The organism is Streptomyces sp. NPDC051018 (assembly GCF_044456085.1).
Classification (GTDB): domain Bacteria; phylum Actinomycetota; class Actinomycetes; order Streptomycetales; family Streptomycetaceae; genus Streptomyces.
In genome coordinates, this window is sequence record NZ_JBITFN010000006.1 from 152,632 (window position 1) to 169,414 (window position 16,783).

Here is a 16,783-nt window from a genome sequence, read left to right on the forward strand (position 1 = left end):
CCGGCCAGGGGTGCCGGTCGCGTACCGGACAGCAGGGACTCCGCCGCTGCGGGCCGTGGGCCGGTTCACCCGCGCCGACCTGGCGATCACTCCGGAGCACGGACGCGGACCGCGTACAGCACGGCCACGGCGCACGGCACCAGCAGCAGCCCGAAGGCGGCGCCGTATCCGGCCGGTTCACCCCATCCGATCGACAGGAAGGCGTTGAAGACGCCGGACGCGGCCCCCAGCACGGAGATCTGGCCCAGGTTCTGGTTGGTCTGCATCGCACTGCTGGCGTATCCCTGACGGCCCGCTGGGCTGTGGGAGAGCGACAGCACCGTAAGAGAAGGAGCGAACAGGCCCATCCCGACGGCCGCGACGACCATGGCCGACGCGGCGACGAACGCGGACATCGCCGGAACCGTCCCCACAATGGCGACGGCGACCGCCCCCGCCAGCACCAGGGCGCCGGTCACGACCAGACGGTGGCGCGGCCAGTGGTTCAGCAGATGGCCCTGCACCCAGGAGGAGGCCGCCCAGGCCAGGGCGGCACCGGTGAAAGCCAGCCCGATCCCCACCGGGGGCACGCCCCGCTCGGTGACCAGCAGCAGGGGTACGAAGGCCTCCAGCGTGAAGAACACCCCGGACCCCAGACCGCACAGCAGCACGGTGGCGGGCAGTCCTCGCACCGCACGCCAGGTGCCCGGCGGCAGCAGCCTCGGCGCGAAGACCACCAGCAGAGCGAGCCCTCCGACCGTGAACAGCAGATGGCGGGGGTCCCAGCCGGAAACTCCGTACTGCCCCAGGGCCGCGCCCAGGCTCACGGCGGTCGCGACCAGAAGCGCGGGCCGTGAGGCCGTTTCCCCGGACGGCGTGGGTGTGGCGGACCAGGAACTGCTCCGCAGCAGAGCCACGACCACCAGCGCGGGCACCAGGGTCAGGGCGGCCAGCCCGTAGAACACCGCCCGCCAGGTCCACCACTCGGCCACCAGACCCGCCAGGGGCGGGCCGACCAGTGACGGAATGATCCAGCAGGTACTCATCAGCGCCAGAGCGCGGGGCCGCACATGGCCGGGATAGGTCTGGCCGATGGCGGTGTTGATCGCGACCGCGACCATACCGGCCGCCAGCCCGTCCAGGAAGCGCCCGGCCGCCAGCTGCCAGATGGAGGTACTGGCCCCCGAGACCAGCAGAGTCACCACCGCCAGCACCATGCCCGCCGCCAGCGGCCGGTGCGCACCGGCCCGATCCGCCCAGTGGCCGCCCAGGACCCCGCCCAGCAGACTCGCGGCCACGAAGCAGCCCGCGACGAGCGGGTAGAGCGACACCCCGTCGAGCGCCCGCGCGGCCGTCGGGAGGGTCGGCACCACGGCCAGCGCGGCCAGCCCCGTCAGGAACATCACCGCGGCGAAAATGGAGGTGGCGGCCGCGTACTTACGGGAGAACAGCCCCTCGGTGACCTCGGGCCGCCCCGGCGCGGGATCAGCCGCCACCTCTTCCACCCGGCCGGCACCGGCCGGGTCCTGGGAAGGCACCGCCGAGTCACTCTCTGAGCACTTCGGATCATCAGTCACAAGCGCTGAAGTTATGTGGGACATACATTCGACTGCCACTCGTTTTCGCCCGCCCCCGGCGAGCCCCGCCCTGAGCGGTCAACGGTCACCGCCCGCCGCCCAGGAGGTCACCGCCGTTCAACAGGTCTCCAGAGCCGCTCAACCGGTCCGTTCCCCGCCGCCGTACAGTCGCCCCAGCCGACGTCCCGGCTTCAGTGGCCGGAAGGGGCGGAGTCATGTCGAGATGATGCCCGGAAAGCCTCCGCGTGACCGAGGGGTCAGCGGGGCCGGGATGCGATCCGGCGACGGGCAGAACCCCAGACTTCCTCGAACTCCTCGGAGGTCAAGTGCTCAGGGTCGTGCCCTTCCCATTCCGAGACGGGCACCTCGGCTGTGATCCCGAACCTGCTGTCGTACTCACCCAGGCAGCCGGCGTCGTGGGCCTGCTGCCATTCTTCGAGGGAGGCAGCCGCGATCGGCATCAGCTCAGGGCCTTGGAGTTCGACTTGCCGGGTCACCCAGCCCTCGGCATCGACCTCGAAGTAGAACCAGACATCTTCCTCGTCCCAGTAGCAGCGCATCCAGCTCATCACCGGACCATGATGACCGTGTTCCGCCCGTCGGCCACAGTGGCATCCGGAATCCCGTCGGAAGACCGTCCCGCCTCGGGCAACTGCCGGTCCGCCCAAGGCGCCGGCGCACGGGTCCCGGATGTCCGCGCCGCGATCCGTCATCGCTCACACCGGTGAGCGATGACCTGCCGGACCCGGGGCTGACCAGAGGGACCGGGTGGACTCTCAGGATCGTGTCATTCCCTCGGACCGCCCTCGGCGGAGTCGACCGTGGCGAGCGCGGGTCAGATCGAGGCTCGGAGGACCTTCCGCAGCAATGCGCCGAACTCGGCGGGGTGCGTGGTGAGGCCGGTGTGCCCGCCGGGGAAGTGCTGGAGTTCCGTGCCGAGCCGCTCGGCCAGGAACGCCGCCGAGCGGTAGGGCAGCTCACCGCGTGAGCCCTGGCCGCCGACGAGCACGAGTCGGTCCGACAGCTCCTCCAGCCGACGGATGTCCGGGGCGTAGGACATGAAGCGGGGCACGATCCGGCCGACGAAGTACGGCAGGTTCGCCATCGTCTGCTCGGTCCGCGCCGCTGCTTGCGGCGGAAGCCTGAGCTCGGCCTCCGGCCCGGTGGTGTCACCGCCCTTCTTGAGGCCCGCGGCGAACACGGCCGTCGCCGGCATGAGCCCCCGGGTGCGGAACGTGTTCTCCACGCGTGCGATGAGCGCGCGGTGTTCAGCCGCGTCCGGCAGGACCTCCACGACCGGCGGCTCGTGCGCCACCACGCGAGCGATGCGTTCGGGGTGGACGGTGAGCAGATGCAGGGCGGCGATCGCGCCCGAACTGGCGCCGAAAACTCGGGCGGGCTCACCGGGCGACAGCAGTTCCAGCATCCGGAACGCGTCATCGGCGTGCTCGGTCACGTACTGCTCGGCGTCGGGGTCGTCCAGCGTGCTGCGGGACATACCGCGCGGGTCATAGGTCGCGACCGTGTACTCGGCGGCCAGGTCGTCGGCGATGCCGTCGAAGGAGGCCGCGCCACCCGTCCCTCCGGGGATCAACAGCAGGAGCGGGCCCTGACCGCGCACTTCGTAGTGCAGGGTCGCGCCGTCGACACGCAGGCTGCCGATGGTGGGAGCGGTCATGCGGAATCTCCTTCTCGGGAAGGTGGCCAGTGCTCCAGGAGGGCGTGCAGGGCGTCGAGCGCGCGGACCCAGGACTGCTGCGGAGAGCGCTCGTGCGCGAAGGCGCCCGCCGCTTCCAGGGCGACGAACCCGTGGAACGTACTGCGCAGCAATCGGACCGCGTCGGTCAGATCGGGCTCGGCCAATCCGTAGCCGTGCAGCATGCCGTAGGTCAGTTCGACCGCACGCCGTGGTCCGGGCGCCTTCGCCGCCAGTTCGGGGTCGATCCGGATCGGGGTCTGCGTCGCCGTATAGCGGCCCGGATGCCGGTGGGCGTACTCTCGCCAGGCGTTGGCGAACGCGACCAGCGCGTCCTTGCCGGCTCGCCCGGTGGTCGCCTCCGCGATACGGATGGTCTTCTCGTCCGCCGCCAGCAGCGCGATCCGACCACGCAGATCCTCCAGGCTGCGGACGTGCGTATAGAGGCTCGCATCCTTCACGCCCAGCCGCCGTGCCACCTGTGACATGGTCACCCGATCGAGCCCGACATCGTCAGCCAGCTCAGCGCCCGCGATCGTCACCCGCTCCGTCGTCAGCCCGGCCCGAACCATGCACCCTCCCCAGAAACTTAGGCTCTCTAGTTCTATCCTAGGACCCCTAGGGTGCAAGGGGGCACGAATTCAGCAAGGGCGCCCCCGGGCTCACGGATCGCCTGACTATTCCTCAGTTTCCAGTCAGGTCGGGGCATCACGGGGTAGGGCCATTGCCTGTACCGGCCCGGCCGACCGCCAGGAGGGCGGCATCGCATGAGGCTCCGCCGGAGCCCGGAGGCCCGGAGTCCGGCAACGGCGGCACACGTACACCGCTGTGCCCTCACGACTGCCCCGGTGCCACGAGAGCCGGAGAACCAGGAGCCGGATCAGGTCTGGGCCATGTCCACAAAACGGGAGTAGTGGCCCTGGAACGCCACCGTGATCGTCGCCGTCGGGCCGTTACGGTGCTTGGCGACGATCAGGTCCGCCTCGCCCGCGCGTGGGGACTCCTTCTCGTACGCGTCCTCCCGGTGCAGAAGGATCACCATGTCCGCGTCCTGCTCGATGGAGCCCGATTCACGCAGGTCGGAGACCATGGGCTTCTTGTCCGTACGCTGCTCGGGGCCACGGTTCAGCTGGGAGAGCGCGATCACCGGGACCTCCAGCTCCTTCGCCAGCAGCTTGAGGTTCCTGGACATGTCCGAGACCTCCTGCTGGCGGCTCTCGGCGCGCTTGGAGCCGCCGGACTGCATCAGCTGGAGGTAGTCGATGACGACGAGCTTCAGATTGTTGCGCTGCTTCAACCGCCGGCACTTCGCGCGGATCTCCATCATCGAGAGATTCGGGGAATCGTCGATGTAGAGAGGGGCCTGGGAGACGTCGGGCATCCTGCGCGCCAGCCGGGTCCAGTCGTCGTCCGTCATCGTGCCGGAGCGCATATGGTGCAGCGCCACCCGGGCCTCCGCCGACAGCAGACGCATCGCGATCTCGTTGCGCCCCATTTCGAGGGAGAAGATCACGCTCGGCAGATTGTTCTTGATCGAGCACGCGCGGGCGAAGTCCAGCGCCAGGGTGGACTTGCCCATCGCGGGACGGGCGGCGATGACGATCATCTGGCCGGGATGCAGGCCGTTCGTCAGGGAGTCGAAGTCCGTGAAGCCGGTGGGAACGCCCGTCATCTCGCCGCTGCGCGAGCCGATCGCCTCGATCTCGTCGAGCGCGCCCTCCATGATCTCGCCGAGCGGGAGGTAGTCCTCGCTGGTGCGCTGCTCGGTGACGGCGTAGATCTCGGCCTGGGCGGAGTTGACGATCTCGTCGACATCGCCGTCGGCCGCGTATCCCATCTGTGTGATCTTGGTGCCGGCCTCCACCAGCCGGCGGAGCACAGCCCGCTCGTGGACGATCTCCGCGTAGTACGAGGCGTTGGCCGCGGTCGGCACCGACTGGACCAGGGTGTGGAGATACGGCGCGCCGCCGACCCGGGTGATCTCGCCGCGCTTGACCAGTTCCGCAGCGACCGTGATGGGGTCGGCGGGCTCCCCCTTGGCATAGAGGTCGAGGATCGCGGTGTACACGGTCTCGTGCGCGGGCCGGTAGAAGTCATGGCCCTTGATGATCTCCACGACATCTGCGATCGCGTCCTTGGAGAGCAGCATGCCGCCGAGGACCGACTGCTCGGCGTCCAGATCCTGGGGTGGTACGCGCTCGAACCCCGGGGAGCCGCCGTCCCAGCCGCCGGTGTCCCTGCCGCGCTCATGCTGGTCCTCACGGCCGCCGCGGGTGTCGTTGCGGCGCGGGCGGGAGACGGGCAGACGGTCGCCGGGGCCGCTGTCGGCCGCCCACGGGTCGTCCAAGGGCTCGGAAATGCTCACCCGGGCCACCTCCTCCCGTCCGCGCAGCGGACCTCGCCGTGCCCCCTCTTTCTACGGCACAGGACTGACAAATCGAGCGGCCCCGCTCCGCTTACGGCGCGTCGGACAACGGTCCACGGTAGGCCGCTCTCCACCGTCAGCCAATCTGGTTATCCACAGGCCATGTGGATGAGTGATCAGATGCTGTGGAGAACCCCTCGGAACCTGTGTACGGACCGGGGGACAGGGCTGTGGACAACGACGTGATCTCCGCACTTCATGCCATCTGACCTGGCACTTTTCCATCCACTGGCTGTGGGGGAGAAAAAGTTTCCCAACCGGACCAAGATCAGAACAAACGGCCCACCGTGAAGCCGCCGAACCGGAGCGCAGTAAGGACTCAATGACAGTTGCATCTCTTACCTGTGGAAGATTACCTTGAGGCAATGACCCAGGCCCCCGCGTCACCGAAGGCACTGCGGCGACGCCATGACCGAGAGATCGTCGCCCTCGCCGTCCCCGCCTTCGGCGCCCTCGTCGCCGAGCCTCTCTTTGTGATCGTCGACAGCGCGATCGTCGGCCATCTCGGCACCCCGCAGCTCGCCGGGCTCGGCGTGGCCGCGTCGCTGCTGATGACCGCCGTCAGTGTCTTCGTCTTCCTCGCCTACGCCACCACGGCGGCCGCGGCACGCCGCGTCGGCGCGGGCGATCTCGCGGGAGCCATCCGCCAGGGCTTGGACGGCATCTGGCTGGCCCTGATCCTGGGCACTGCCGTCGTCGCCGTCACTCTCCCGGGCGCACCATGGATCATCGATGTCTTCGGGGCCTCTGACACAGCCTCCCCATACGCCATCACCTATCTCCGGATCTCCAGCCTCGGCATACCCGCGATGCTGATCGTGTTCGCCGCCACCGGTGTCCTGCGCGGTCTCCACGACACCCGCACCCCGCTGTATGTCGCCCTCGGCGGTTTCACGGCCAACGCCGCCCTCAATGCGGGCCTCGTCTACGGCGCCGGGTTCGGCATCGCCGGATCCGCCTGGGGCACCGTCATCGCTCAGTACGGCATGGCCGCCGCCTACCTCGTCGTGGTGGTACGAGGAGCCCGTCGCCACAAGGCATCGCTGCGGCCCGAGGCCGCCGGGATACGCGCCAGCGCCCAGGCCGGCGTTCCCCTGCTGATCCGTACGCTCTCCCTGCGGGCCGTGCTGATGATCGCGACTGCCGTTGCCGCTCGCCTCGGCGACGCCGAGATCGCCGCGCATCAGATCGTTCTCTCCCTCTGGAACCTGATGGCCTTCGCGCTCGACGCGATAGCCATCGCGGGCCAGGCGATCATCGGCCGCTATCTGGGCGCCGGGGACGGCGAGGGAGCACGGGTGGCCTGTCGGCGCATGGTGCAGTGGGGTATGGCCTCGGGAGTCGTTCTCGGCCTGCTCCTGGTGATCTCCCGCCCGCTCTTTGTGCCCCTGTTCAGCAGTGACCCGACGGTGCATGACACCCTGCTCCCCGCACTTCTGGTGGTCGCACTGATCCAGCCCGTCGCCGGAGTGGTCTTTGTGCTCGACGGTGTCCTCATGGGGGCGGGGGACGGCCCCTATCTCGCCAGGGCGATGCTGGTGACCCTGGCGGTCTTCGCGCCCGTCGCCCTACTCGTCCCTGAGCTCGGCGGCGGTCTGACCGCCCTGTGGTGGGCCATGGCGCTGATGATGACCAGCCGCCTGGCGACCCTCTGGCTACGGACCGGCTCCGGTCGCTGGATCGTCACCGGGGCGACACGCTGACCGGAGAGCCGACATCTGTATGCCGATGTTTCACGTGAAACATCGGCATACGGGAAGCCACCCGCACAGAACAGAAGGGCCGCACCCCTCAGGATGCGGCCCTTCTCCCGTTCCGACGTACACAGCACTGCCCGATGCAGCACTCTTGTACGCAGCACTCAGGCGGCGATGACCTCGACGCCGAGCTTCGCGGCAACCTCGGGGTGCAGACGCACGGACACCTGGTGCGAGCCCAGGGTCTTGATCGGCGAACCGAGCTCGACACGACGCTTGTCGACCTCCGGGCCACCCGCGGTCTTGATCGCCGAGGCGATGTCGGCCGGGGTGACGGAGCCGAAGAGGCGGCCAGCGTCGCCGGAGCGGACGGCCAGACGCACCTTCACGGCCTCAAGCTTGGCCTTGACCTCATTGGCCTGCTCGATGGTCGCGATCTCGTGGATCTTGCGGGCGCGGCGGATCTGCGCCACGTCCTTCTCGCCACCCTTGGTCCAGCGGATCGCGAAACCGCGCGGGACCAGGTAGTTGCGAGCGTATCCGTCCTTGACGTCGACGACGTCGCCGGCGGCACCGAGGCCAGTGACCTCCTGGGTAAGGATGATCTTCATGATTCGGTCACCCTTCCCTTAGCGCGCGGTGGACGTGTAGGGCAGCAGCGCCATCTCACGGCTGTTCTTCACGGCCGTGGCGACGTCACGCTGGTGCTGCGTGCAGTTGCCGGTCACGCGGCGGGCACGGATCTTGCCGCGGTCGGAAATGAACTTCCGCAGCATGTTCGTGTCCTTGTAGTCCACGTAGACGGTCTTGTCCTTGCAGAATGCGCAGACCTTCTTCTTCGGCTTGCGCACAGGCGGCTTCGCCATGTGATTCTCCTGTGTGATCAAGAAGTGGGGGTACGAACGCCCCGGGGAGACCCCTGTCAGGGATCCCTAGAAGGGGGGCTCGTCCGAGTAGCCGCCGCCGGAACCGCCGGAACCGCCGGAGTTTCCACCCCAGCCGCCTCCGCCGCCGCCCTGCTGCTGACCGCCGGAAGGCGCGCTGGTGGCCCAGGGGTCGTCGGCGGGTGCACCGCCGCCGCCCTGCTGCTGGCCACCGCCGGGACCGCCGCCCCAGCCGCCTCCGCCGCCGCCCTGCTGCTGACCGCCGCCGTAGCCGCCCTGGCCACCGCGGCCGGTGGTCTTGGTGACCTTGGCCGTGGCGTTCTTGAGACTGGGGCCGACTTCCTCGACATCCAGCTCGTAGACCGTGCGCTTGACGCCCTCGCGGTCCTCGTAGGACCGCTGCTTCAGACGCCCCTGGACAACGACACGCATGCCGCGCTGAAGGGACTCGGCGACATTCTCCGCCGCCTGACGCCAGACCGAGCAGGTCAGAAAGAGGCTCTCGCCGTCCTTCCACTCATTGGTCTGGCGGTCGAAGGTGCGGGGAGTGGACGCGACGCGGAACTTCGCGACCGCCGCACCGGACGGGGTGAAGCGCAGCTCGGGGTCGTCGACGAGATTGCCGACGACCGTGATGACGGTCTCGCCTGCCATGGGTGAACCTCTCGGCGGGATTGCTTCTGGCTGCTTATTGCTACTCGGACCCGATGACCGCTGAGCCGGAAGCTCAGTGGGTCTCGGGACGGAGGACCTTGGTCCGGAGGACCGACTCGTTCAGGTTCATCTGCCGGTCGAGCTCCTTGACGACCGCAGGCTCGGCCTGCAGGTCGATGACCGAGTAGATGCCCTCGGGCTTCTTCTTGATCTCGTAAGCGAGACGACGACGGCCCCAGGTGTCGACCTTCTCCACCTTTCCGTTGCCCTCACGGACGACGGAGAGGAAGTTCTCGATCAGCGGGGAGACAGCGCGCTCCTCGAGATCGGGGTCGAGGATGACCATCACCTCGTAGTGACGCATGTGGAACCCACCTCCTTTGGACTCAGCGGCCACGGTCGTTCCGTGGCAGGAGGGTCGTGATGCGTTGCTGCAACTGTGTCCGAGTAAATCAGGCCCCACTGACAATCGCGGGGGATCGGCTTCTGGCCTGGGCAGACACCGGTGCAGACCGTACAGAGTACCCGCAGACGTGCGTCCGGTTGAAATCCGGCGGGGGACGGGCACAATCTGTACACATCGGGTGGGCGCGGCACTACTATGCGCCGCGCTCCGGCTACGCCAGGAGGTGCCGCATGGCACAGGCAGTGCGACGTCAGGTTTCCCTCTTCGCCACGGACGGCAAGCCCCACCCCCTCCAGGACACCCTGGTCGCGGTGACCCTGGTGCTCGGTGTCCTCTCCTTCGTATCGGCGATGTTCCACAACCTGCATCTGCTCAGCTCGTGGACCGGACTCGTCGGAATCCTCACCGGGGCCTACGGGCAGTTCATCTCCGCCACCACCCGTGAGCGGTTCCTCCTGGTCCTGGGCCTCGGCCTGTCCGCCGCCGGATTCTTCCTCGGCATGGCCTTCGGGGGTCTGTTCGGCGGGCTCATCGGCTGACCCGCTTTCCGACCCGGTTGCGAACGCGGCCGTCAAGGCGGCTCGAAGGCGACCATTCGGGGCGCTCCCCCAGCGCAGTAGGCTTCGGCGCGAGAGCCGGAGCCCCTGACCATGGGGACACACCTGCCGAGGAGCGCCCCGCATGAGCCTGACCCTGAGGACCATCAGCCGAGAGCAGCATCTGGCATACATCCGGTCTCTGCCGTCGGCAAGTCACTGCCAGGTCCCGGCGTGGGCTGATGTGAAGACCGAATGGCGCTCGGAGAATCTGGGCTGGTTCGACAAGCACGGCGAACTCGTCGGCGTGGGTCTGGTGCTGTACCGCCAGCTGCCCAAGATCAAGCGGTATCTCGCGTATCTGCCCGAGGGCCCGGTCATCAACTGGTACGCGCCGAACCTGGACGACTGGCTCCAGCCCATGCTGAACCACCTCAAGCAGCAGGGCGCCTTCTCCGTGAAGATGGGCCCGCCGGTGGTCATCCGGCGCTGGGACGCGCCCGCCATCAAGGCCGGTATCCAGGACCCGGACGTCAAGCGGCTGCGGGACGTCGAGGCCACGCACATCGAACCGCGCGCCTTCGAAGTGGCGGACCGGCTGCGGAAGATGGGGTGGCAGCAGGGCGAGGACGGCGGGGCCGGCTTCGGTGACGTCCAGCCGCGGTACGTGTATCAGGTGCCGCTGGCCAACCGCTCGCTCGACGATGTCCTCAAGGGCTTCAACCAGCTGTGGCGCCGCAACATCAAGAAGGCAGAGAAGGCGGGCGTCGACGTCGTCCAGGGCGGCTTCCAGGACCTCCAGGAATGGCAGCGGCTCTACGAGATCACGGCCGTGCGCGACCATTTCCGGCCACGCCCGCTCTCGTACTTCGAGCGGATGTGGCAGGTGCTGAACGCCGAGGACAGCAACCGGATGAGGCTGTATTTCGCCCGGCACAACGGAGTGAACCTCTCCGCCGCGACGATGCTCGTCGTCGGCGGTCACGTCTGGTACTCCTACGGAGCCTCCGACAACATCGGACGCGAGGTCCGGCCCTCGAACGCGATGCAGTGGCGGATGCTCCGCGATGCGTACGCCATGGGCGCGACCGTCTACGACCTGCGGGGAATCAGCGACTCCCTCGACGAGACCGACCATCTCTTCGGCCTCATCCAGTTCAAGGTGGGGACGGGCGGCGAGGCCGTCGAGTACGTCGGCGAATGGGACTTCCCGCTCAACAAACTGCTGCACAAGGCCCTCGACATCTATATGTCGCGCCGCTGACACCAGCCGTGCCGCCGATGGCCGACGCGCCGCTGACGCTCCCGACGCCCACGCCGTAACCTCGTAGATCCCGTTCATACCTCTGATACACCGCAGCCACCAGAAAGGTTCCGGGCCGGCCATGGCGCTCTCCCTGTACGTCGACACCACTCGCTGGCGCGCGCACCAGAAGTCCGTCATCGACCAGTTCCCCGGCCTGGTGCCGGTCTGCAAGGGAAACGGCTACGGCTTCGGTCATGAGCGGCTCGCGGAGGAGGCGTCCCGCTTCGGCTCCGACACCCTGGCCGTCGGCACCACCTACGAAGCGGCCCGGATCAAGGACTGGTTCAGCGGTGATCTGCTCGTCCTCACGCCCTTCCGCCGGGGGGAGGAGCCGGTTCCGCTGCCCGACCGGGTCATCCGTTCGGTCTCCTCGGTCGACGGTGTCCACGCCCTGGTGGGCGCCCGTGTCGTCATCGAGTGCATGAGCTCCATGAAGCGCCACGGGGTGTCCGAGCAGGATCTGGGACAGCTCACCTCGGCCATAGAGGATGTACGGCTGGAAGGCTTCGCCCTCCATCTGCCCCTGGACCGTACCGACGGCTCCGACGCCGTCGAGGAGGTCATCGGCTGGATGGACCGGCTGCGGGCCGCCCGGCTGCCGCTGCACACCATGTTCGTCAGCCATCTGCGCGCCCAGGACCTGGGCCGACTGCGCCAGCAGTTCCCGCAGACCCGCTTCCGTGCCCGGATCGGCACCCGGCTCTGGCTCGGCGACCACGACTCGACCGAGTACCGCGGCTCCGTCCTCGACGTCACCCGGGTCTCCAAGGGCGACCGCTTCGGCTACCGCCAGCAGAAGGCCGCGTCCGACGGCTGGCTGGTCGTCGTCGCCGGCGGGACCTCCCACGGCGTCGGGCTGGAGGCCCCCAAGGCGCTTCACGGAGTGATGCCGCGCGCCAAGGGTGTCGCCCGCGCCGGGCTGGCGACGGTCAACCGCAATCTCTCGCCGTTCGTCTGGGCGGGCAAGCAGCGCTGGTTCGCCGAGCCCCCGCATATGCAGGTCTCGATCCTGTTCGTGCCCTCGGACGCCCAGGAGCCCAGGGTCGGCGACGAACTGGTGGCGCACCTGCGCCACACGACGACCCAGTTCGACCGGCTGGTGGACCGCTAGAACACCTCAGGCGGCGGGAGCGGGCACGGGGACCGCCCGGGGCGGGCCTGGCGTCCACCCGGTGGAAGACCGCCGGCCGGGCTCAGCGCTTCCGGACCCGGGGCGTCCCCCGCGGAGCGCCCGGCTCAGAGCGTTCGCCCCCAGTCCACCCTCGGCCCCTCCGGCCCGGGCGCCGCGTACCTCCGCGAGCGGGCGGCCGGCCCCACGGCGAAGACGTCCGCGGCCCGGTCGAGCACCCCTCCCGAGGGGTCGTCCGAGCCGTCCTGCCGTACGCCGTCCCGCTCGGGCAGCAGGATGTCGCGTACCACCACGGCGCACAGATACAGCGTCCCCAGCAGATGCGCGGCGATCGCCACCTGGTAACCCTCGGGCGGCAGCCCCTGGTGCTTGGCGCCCGTGGTGTACGCGAGGTACATCCAGATCCCGAGGAAGTACACGACCTCGCACGCCTGCCAGATCAGGAAGTCGCGCCACCGCGGCCGGGCCAGTGCGGCCAGCGGAACGAGCCACAGTACGTACTGCGGCGAGTAGACCTTGTTGGTGAGGATGAACGCGGCGACCACCAGGAAGGCGAGCTGGGCGAAGCGGGGGCGGCGGGGCGCCCCCAGTGCCAGGGCCGCGATCCCCGCGCAGGCCAGGAGCATCAGCAGGGTGGCGTAGGTGTTCACCCGGCTGACGTCGATCTGTTCGCCGGTGCGCTGGGTGATGATCAGCCAGAAGGAACCGAAGTCGATCTGCCGCTCCCGGCTGAAGGTGTAGAACTTCTTCCACCCCTCGGGCGCCAACAGCATCACCGGGAGATTCACCACGAGCCAGGCTCCCGCGGCCGCCGTCGCGGCGGTCCCGAACTCCCGCCACCTCCCCGCCCGCCAGCACAGCAGGAGGAGCGGCCCGAGCAGCAGGACGGGATAGAGCTTGGCGGCCGTCGCCAGTCCGATGAGGACACCGAAGGCGAGCGCCCGGCCACGTGACCACATCAGCATCGCGGCGGCGGTGAGCGCCACGGCCAGCAGATCCCAGTTGATCGTGGCCGTCAGCACGAAGGCGGGTGCCAGCGCCACCAGCAGGGCGTCCCAGGGGCGGCGGCGGTGGGTGCGTGCCACACAGACCGCGATGATCACGGCGCAGATCATCAGCATGCCCGCGTTGATCATCCAGTAGACCTGCTCCCGGTTCTGGATGGAGCCGTCGGCCACATTGAGCCATGAGGCGACCTGCATGAACAGGCCTGTCAGCACCGGATACTCCAGATACTCCATGTCACCGGACAGCCGGTCGAAGTACGGAATCTTCCCTTCCGAGAAGCCCCGCCCCAGAAAGAGATGCGGAATGTCCGAGTAGCAGGCGTGGGTGTACTGCGATGTGGCTCCGCGGAACCAGGCCCAGTTGTAACAGGGCATCTTCTGCACCATGCCCAGCGCAAACATTCCGATCGCCACCAGTGCGACAACGCGTACGGGCGTGAGATAGCCGCCGCCCGTACGCAGGGCCCAGCGTCCGGCCGGGCCACCGATCAGCTCGCTGCCGGACGCGGCGACGGAGTCCCGCCGGGTGGGCCGTACATCAGGCCGGTCGTCCCGGTACACGCTCATCTCTTCTGCGCTGGGCATGGTGCTCATCCTGCCGTACCGGACGGGTACGCCGCGGGGGCCGGCGCATCCGCGTACGCCGCTGTGCTTCGTGCACAGGCTGTACGCGCCGGATGCGCCGGCCCCCGTGTGGTGCGGGTCCTGAGCGGGGGCGTCAGCCCCCTCGCCCACCGAGGATGCCTCCGTTGTCGGAACCACCTCCGCTGCCGCCCGAACTACCCGGGCTGCCATTGGCACCGCCCTGATTTCCCGGACTGCCGCCCGGACCTCCCGGACCACCGCCAGGGCCGCCCGGACCGCCGTTGGCCCCGCCCTGACCGCCATTGCCGCCGTTCGCCCCACCCTGACCGCCGTTGCTGCCGCAGTCCGGGTCGAACCAGGGATCGCAGGACTCACCCGGGTCGGGCGAGTTGCTGACCGGCGGAGGCGTGGACTCCTCTTCCTCCTCCGGAGGCGCCTCCGGCGTCTCCTCCCTCGGCGTCTCCGGCGCGGGCGGGGGCGGGCTGGAGGCGCCACCACCCCAGACGGCCTCACCGATCGGCTGCGGCTTCGGGAACCTCTTCACCGGCATGCCCTTGAGCACGTCGGACATATACGTCTGCCAGATCTCGGACGGGAACGAGGAGCCGTGGATCTTCGGCTGATCACCCGTTCCGAACATCTCGAGGAAGGTGCGGTTGGTGTTCTTCTCGTTGTCGTCGAGCCGGTACATGTCGATCGCGGTCGACAGCTGCGGTGTGTAGCCCACGAACCACGCCGACTTGTTTCCGTCGGTCGTACCGGTCTTGCCCGCGACATCCCGGCCCTTGATCTGGGCGTTGTTACCGGTGCCGTCGGGGTGCTCCACGACGTCCTTCAGCACATCGGTCACATTGTTCGCCACGGCCGGAGTGAAGACCGCCACGGGATCGGGCTTGTGCTGGTAGATCCGGCGGCCTTCCTTGTCGACCGACTCGACCGAGTACGGATCGTTCTGCTGGCCCTCGGCCGCGAAGGTCCCGTACGAACCGGCCATCCGGATGGCGCTGGGGGTGGAGATACCGATCGAGAACGACGGCACGTCCGACTTGTCGAGCGACTCCTTCAGCAGACCCGTCTCGATGGCCGTGGTCCGCACCTCGGGGATGCCGATGTCCATGCCCAGCTGCACGAAGGGGGAGTTCGCCGAGCGGATCATGGCCTCGCGCAGGGTCATATTGTCGTACGACTGGTCGTCGTCGTTGACCTGCAGCCACTCCCGGTCGTTCTCGTCCCGCCACACCGAGCCGTCATAGTTCTTGATCTTGAGACGGTTCTTGCCGTTGTAGACGCTCTTGTCCGGGTCGACCTTGGTGCGCTCACCGTCCGACTGCTGCGGGCCGCCCTTGGGGTCCCGCACCCCATGGGTCATCGCGGCGGCGAGCACGAAGGGCTTGAAGGTCGATCCGACCTGGGCACCCGTGTTGTTGGCGTTGTTGGTGAAGTGCTTGGTGGCGTCCGTACCGCCGTAGACGGCGACGATCTTCCCCGTCCCCGGCTCGACCGAGGCACCGCCGAACTGGACGTGTGTGTCCGTCTTCGGGCGCTTCTTGGGGTCGATGTGCTTCTTGTAGATCTTCTCGATGGACGCTTCGAGCTTGTCGACCTTCTTCTTGTTGAAGGTCGTGTGGATCTCATAGCCGCCGAGTGCCAGAGCGTCCGCGGTGATCCGCCCGGTGCTGAGGACGCTGGACTTCGCGAGGTCGACCAGATACCCGATCTGTCCGCCGAGCTTTGCGCCCTTGACGACCGGCTCGGTCCTGGGGGGCGCTGTGAAGCGGTCCCGCTCCGCCTTGTCCAGGTGACCGTCGTTGACCATCTCGTCGAGCACCCAGGACCAGCGCTTGGTCACCCGCTCCAGATTGGCCTCCGGCGTCGCCGCCGGGTCGATGGCGACCGAGCCGGCCGGGTCGTAGTACGTCGCTCCCTTGAGCAGCGTGGTGAGGAACGCGCTCTCGCTGACGTCGAGGTCCTTGGCGTCCTTGCCGAAGTACGTCCGGGCCGCTGCCTGGATCCCGTACGCGCCGCGTCCGTAGTACGAGGTGTTCAGATAGCCGGCCATGATCTGCGACTTGTCGACCTCGGTGCCGACCTTTATCGAGATGAACAGCTCTTTGAGCTTGCGGCTCGGGGTCTGCGACTGGTCGCCGAGGACCGCGTTCTTCACATACTGCTGGGTGATCGTGGAGCCGCCCTGGGTCTGACCGCCCTTGGCCATGTTCAGCAGGGCGCGGCTGATACCCATGGGGTCGATGCCGGAGTCGGTCTCGAAGCTCTTGTTCTCCGCCGACTTGACGGCGTTCTGCATATGCTTCGGGATCTTCTCGATCCCGATGTTCTGCCGGTTGATCTCACCGCCGGTGGCGGCCATCTGGGTGCCGTCGTCCCAGTAGTAGACGTTGTTCTGCGCCTCGGCCGTCTTGTTGGGGTCGGGGACCTCCACCATCGCGTACGCGATCGTCGCGGCGCCCATCAGACTTCCGAGGAAGGCGAGTGACAGCCCGGTGACGAGCTTCCACGAGGGCACCCAGCGGCGCCAGCCGTCCTTGTTGCGGCGCGGGTAGTCGATCAGCCGCTTCTTGCCGGGCCGCCGTCCGCCGTGGCCCGGGTCCTGGGAGGCCCCGCCGGCGCCGCCGCCTCTGCGGCCACCGCCCCGGCCGCCACGGCCGGCGCCGGTATCGCCGTCCATACGGCGGCGGCCACCGCCGCGCTGGGCGGCGCGGCGGGCCTCCGCCCGTCCGCCGCGGGGGCGCTCCTCGCCGTGTGACACGGAGGCGGAAGCGGTACTGGTGCCCCGGGGCGGGGCTGCGCGGCGGCCGGAAGGCTGCTGGGCGGCGCGCCTGGCAGCCGCACGCCCGCCACCTTGCGGCTGCGGCGGTTTGCGACGGTGCTCGCTCATCGAACG

General features: G+C 68.5%; 15 protein-coding genes. 4 read left to right on the forward strand and 11 right to left on the reverse strand.

Going from position 1 to position 16,783, the window contains the following annotated elements:
- Positions 1-86: 86 nt before the first annotated feature.
- The 5 genes from ACIBCM_RS12990 to dnaB form a co-directional block, all read right to left on the reverse strand.
- Positions 87-1,475, reverse strand: coding sequence for an MFS transporter (locus tag ACIBCM_RS12990; RefSeq protein WP_399242355.1), 1,389 nt, complete (start codon positions 1,473-1,475; stop codon positions 87-89).
- A 338-nt stretch (positions 1,476-1,813) separates the two neighbouring features.
- A complete protein-coding gene (locus ACIBCM_RS12995; protein WP_399242357.1) occupies positions 1,814-2,128 on the reverse strand; it encodes a hypothetical protein in 315 nt (104 codons plus the stop codon).
- Between the two features lie 263 nt (positions 2,129-2,391).
- Complete coding sequence (locus tag ACIBCM_RS13000) at positions 2,392-3,234, reverse strand: alpha/beta fold hydrolase (protein WP_399242359.1); 843 nt, start codon at positions 3,232-3,234, stop codon at positions 2,392-2,394.
- Positions 3,231-3,824 carry a TetR/AcrR family transcriptional regulator gene (locus tag ACIBCM_RS13005; protein ID WP_399242361.1) on the reverse strand — a complete coding sequence of 198 codons (594 nt, stop codon included), beginning with the start codon at positions 3,822-3,824 and terminating at the stop codon, positions 3,231-3,233. Before ACIBCM_RS13005 ends, ACIBCM_RS13000 begins: the two co-directional genes overlap by 4 nt.
- A 308-nt stretch (positions 3,825-4,132) precedes the next feature.
- Positions 4,133-5,599, reverse strand: a complete 1,467-nt coding sequence (gene dnaB, locus ACIBCM_RS13010) for a replicative DNA helicase (protein WP_399242699.1) — start codon at positions 5,597-5,599, stop codon at positions 4,133-4,135.
- Positions 5,600-6,042: 443 nt separating this feature from the next.
- Here dnaB and ACIBCM_RS13015 point away from each other — a divergent pair, with 443 nt between their 5' ends.
- Positions 6,043-7,380 carry an MATE family efflux transporter gene (locus ACIBCM_RS13015; RefSeq protein WP_399242363.1) on the forward strand — a complete coding sequence of 446 codons (1,338 nt, stop codon included), beginning with the start codon at positions 6,043-6,045 and terminating at the stop codon, positions 7,378-7,380.
- A 158-nt stretch (positions 7,381-7,538) separates the two neighbouring features.
- Here ACIBCM_RS13015 and rplI read toward each other — a convergent pair whose 3' ends face one another.
- The 4 genes from rplI to rpsF all read right to left on the reverse strand — a co-directional run bounded on the left by rplI (position 7,539) and on the right by rpsF (position 9,276).
- Complete coding sequence (gene rplI / locus ACIBCM_RS13020) at positions 7,539-7,985, reverse strand: 50S ribosomal protein L9 (RefSeq protein WP_399242365.1); 447 nt, start codon at positions 7,983-7,985, stop codon at positions 7,539-7,541.
- Between the two features lie 18 nt (positions 7,986-8,003).
- Positions 8,004-8,240 (reverse strand): 30S ribosomal protein S18, encoded by a 237-nt coding sequence (gene rpsR, locus ACIBCM_RS13025; protein ID WP_003956534.1) that lies wholly within the window; start codon positions 8,238-8,240, stop codon positions 8,004-8,006.
- Positions 8,241-8,306: 66 nt separating this feature from the next.
- The gene (locus tag ACIBCM_RS13030; RefSeq protein WP_399242367.1) at positions 8,307-8,912 is read right to left on the reverse strand and encodes a single-stranded DNA-binding protein; all 606 of its coding nucleotides are present in this window, start codon (positions 8,910-8,912) and stop codon (positions 8,307-8,309) included.
- A gap of 73 nt (positions 8,913-8,985) precedes the next feature.
- Positions 8,986-9,276, reverse strand: a complete 291-nt coding sequence (gene rpsF, locus ACIBCM_RS13035; protein WP_004950685.1) for a 30S ribosomal protein S6 — start codon at positions 9,274-9,276, stop codon at positions 8,986-8,988.
- A gap of 272 nt (positions 9,277-9,548) precedes the next feature.
- Between rpsF and ACIBCM_RS13040 the strand changes: the two genes are divergently transcribed.
- From ACIBCM_RS13040 to ACIBCM_RS13050, 3 genes are all read left to right on the forward strand, one after another.
- Positions 9,549-9,857, forward strand: coding sequence for a hypothetical protein (locus ACIBCM_RS13040; RefSeq protein WP_399242369.1), 309 nt, complete (start codon positions 9,549-9,551; stop codon positions 9,855-9,857).
- 142 nt (positions 9,858-9,999) lie between these two features.
- A complete protein-coding gene (locus tag ACIBCM_RS13045; RefSeq protein ID WP_399242371.1) occupies positions 10,000-11,118 on the forward strand; it encodes a lipid II:glycine glycyltransferase FemX in 1,119 nt (372 codons plus the stop codon).
- 121 nt (positions 11,119-11,239) lie between these two features.
- Entirely contained in the window at positions 11,240-12,271 is a 1,032-nt protein-coding gene (locus tag ACIBCM_RS13050; protein WP_399242374.1) for an alanine racemase, read from the forward strand.
- A 125-nt stretch (positions 12,272-12,396) separates the two neighbouring features.
- Here the strand turns inward: ACIBCM_RS13050 and ACIBCM_RS13055 are convergent, their stop codons facing one another.
- Both ACIBCM_RS13055 and ACIBCM_RS13060 read right to left on the reverse strand, forming a co-directional pair.
- Positions 12,397-13,881, reverse strand: a complete 1,485-nt coding sequence (locus ACIBCM_RS13055) for a glycosyltransferase family 87 protein (protein ID WP_399242376.1) — start codon at positions 13,879-13,881, stop codon at positions 12,397-12,399.
- A 133-nt stretch (positions 13,882-14,014) separates the two neighbouring features.
- On the reverse strand, positions 14,015-16,777 hold the full coding sequence (locus ACIBCM_RS13060) for a transglycosylase domain-containing protein (RefSeq protein WP_399242378.1): 2,763 nt from the start codon (positions 16,775-16,777) through the stop codon (positions 14,015-14,017).
- Positions 16,778-16,783 lie beyond the last annotated feature (6 nt).

Excerpts from the sequence above, each read along its gene's own strand:
- ACIBCM_RS13000 (WP_399242359.1), bottom strand. The coding sequence starts at position 3,234 with ATGACCGCTCCCACCATCGGCAGCCTGCGTGTCGACGGCGCGACCCTG.
- ACIBCM_RS13005 (WP_399242361.1), bottom strand. The coding sequence starts at position 3,824 with ATGGTTCGGGCCGGGCTGACGACGGAGCGGGTGACGATCGCGGGCGCT.
- ACIBCM_RS13015 (WP_399242363.1), top strand. The coding sequence starts at position 6,043 with ATGACCCAGGCCCCCGCGTCACCGAAGGCACTGCGGCGACGCCATGAC.
- rplI (WP_399242365.1), bottom strand. The coding sequence starts at position 7,985 with ATGAAGATCATCCTTACCCAGGAGGTCACTGGCCTCGGTGCCGCCGGC.
- rpsR (WP_003956534.1), bottom strand. The coding sequence starts at position 8,240 with ATGGCGAAGCCGCCTGTGCGCAAGCCGAAGAAGAAGGTCTGCGCATTC.
- ACIBCM_RS13030 (WP_399242367.1), bottom strand. The coding sequence starts at position 8,912 with ATGGCAGGCGAGACCGTCATCACGGTCGTCGGCAATCTCGTCGACGAC.
- rpsF (WP_004950685.1), bottom strand. The coding sequence starts at position 9,276 with ATGCGTCACTACGAGGTGATGGTCATCCTCGACCCCGATCTCGAGGAG.
- ACIBCM_RS13040 (WP_399242369.1), top strand. The coding sequence starts at position 9,549 with ATGGCACAGGCAGTGCGACGTCAGGTTTCCCTCTTCGCCACGGACGGC.
- ACIBCM_RS13045 (WP_399242371.1), top strand. The coding sequence starts at position 10,000 with ATGAGCCTGACCCTGAGGACCATCAGCCGAGAGCAGCATCTGGCATAC.
- ACIBCM_RS13050 (WP_399242374.1), top strand. The coding sequence starts at position 11,240 with ATGGCGCTCTCCCTGTACGTCGACACCACTCGCTGGCGCGCGCACCAG.
- ACIBCM_RS13055 (WP_399242376.1), bottom strand. The coding sequence starts at position 13,881 with ATGCCCAGCGCAGAAGAGATGAGCGTGTACCGGGACGACCGGCCTGAT.
- ACIBCM_RS13060 (WP_399242378.1), bottom strand. The coding sequence starts at position 16,777 with ATGAGCGAGCACCGTCGCAAACCGCCGCAGCCGCAAGGTGGCGGGCGT.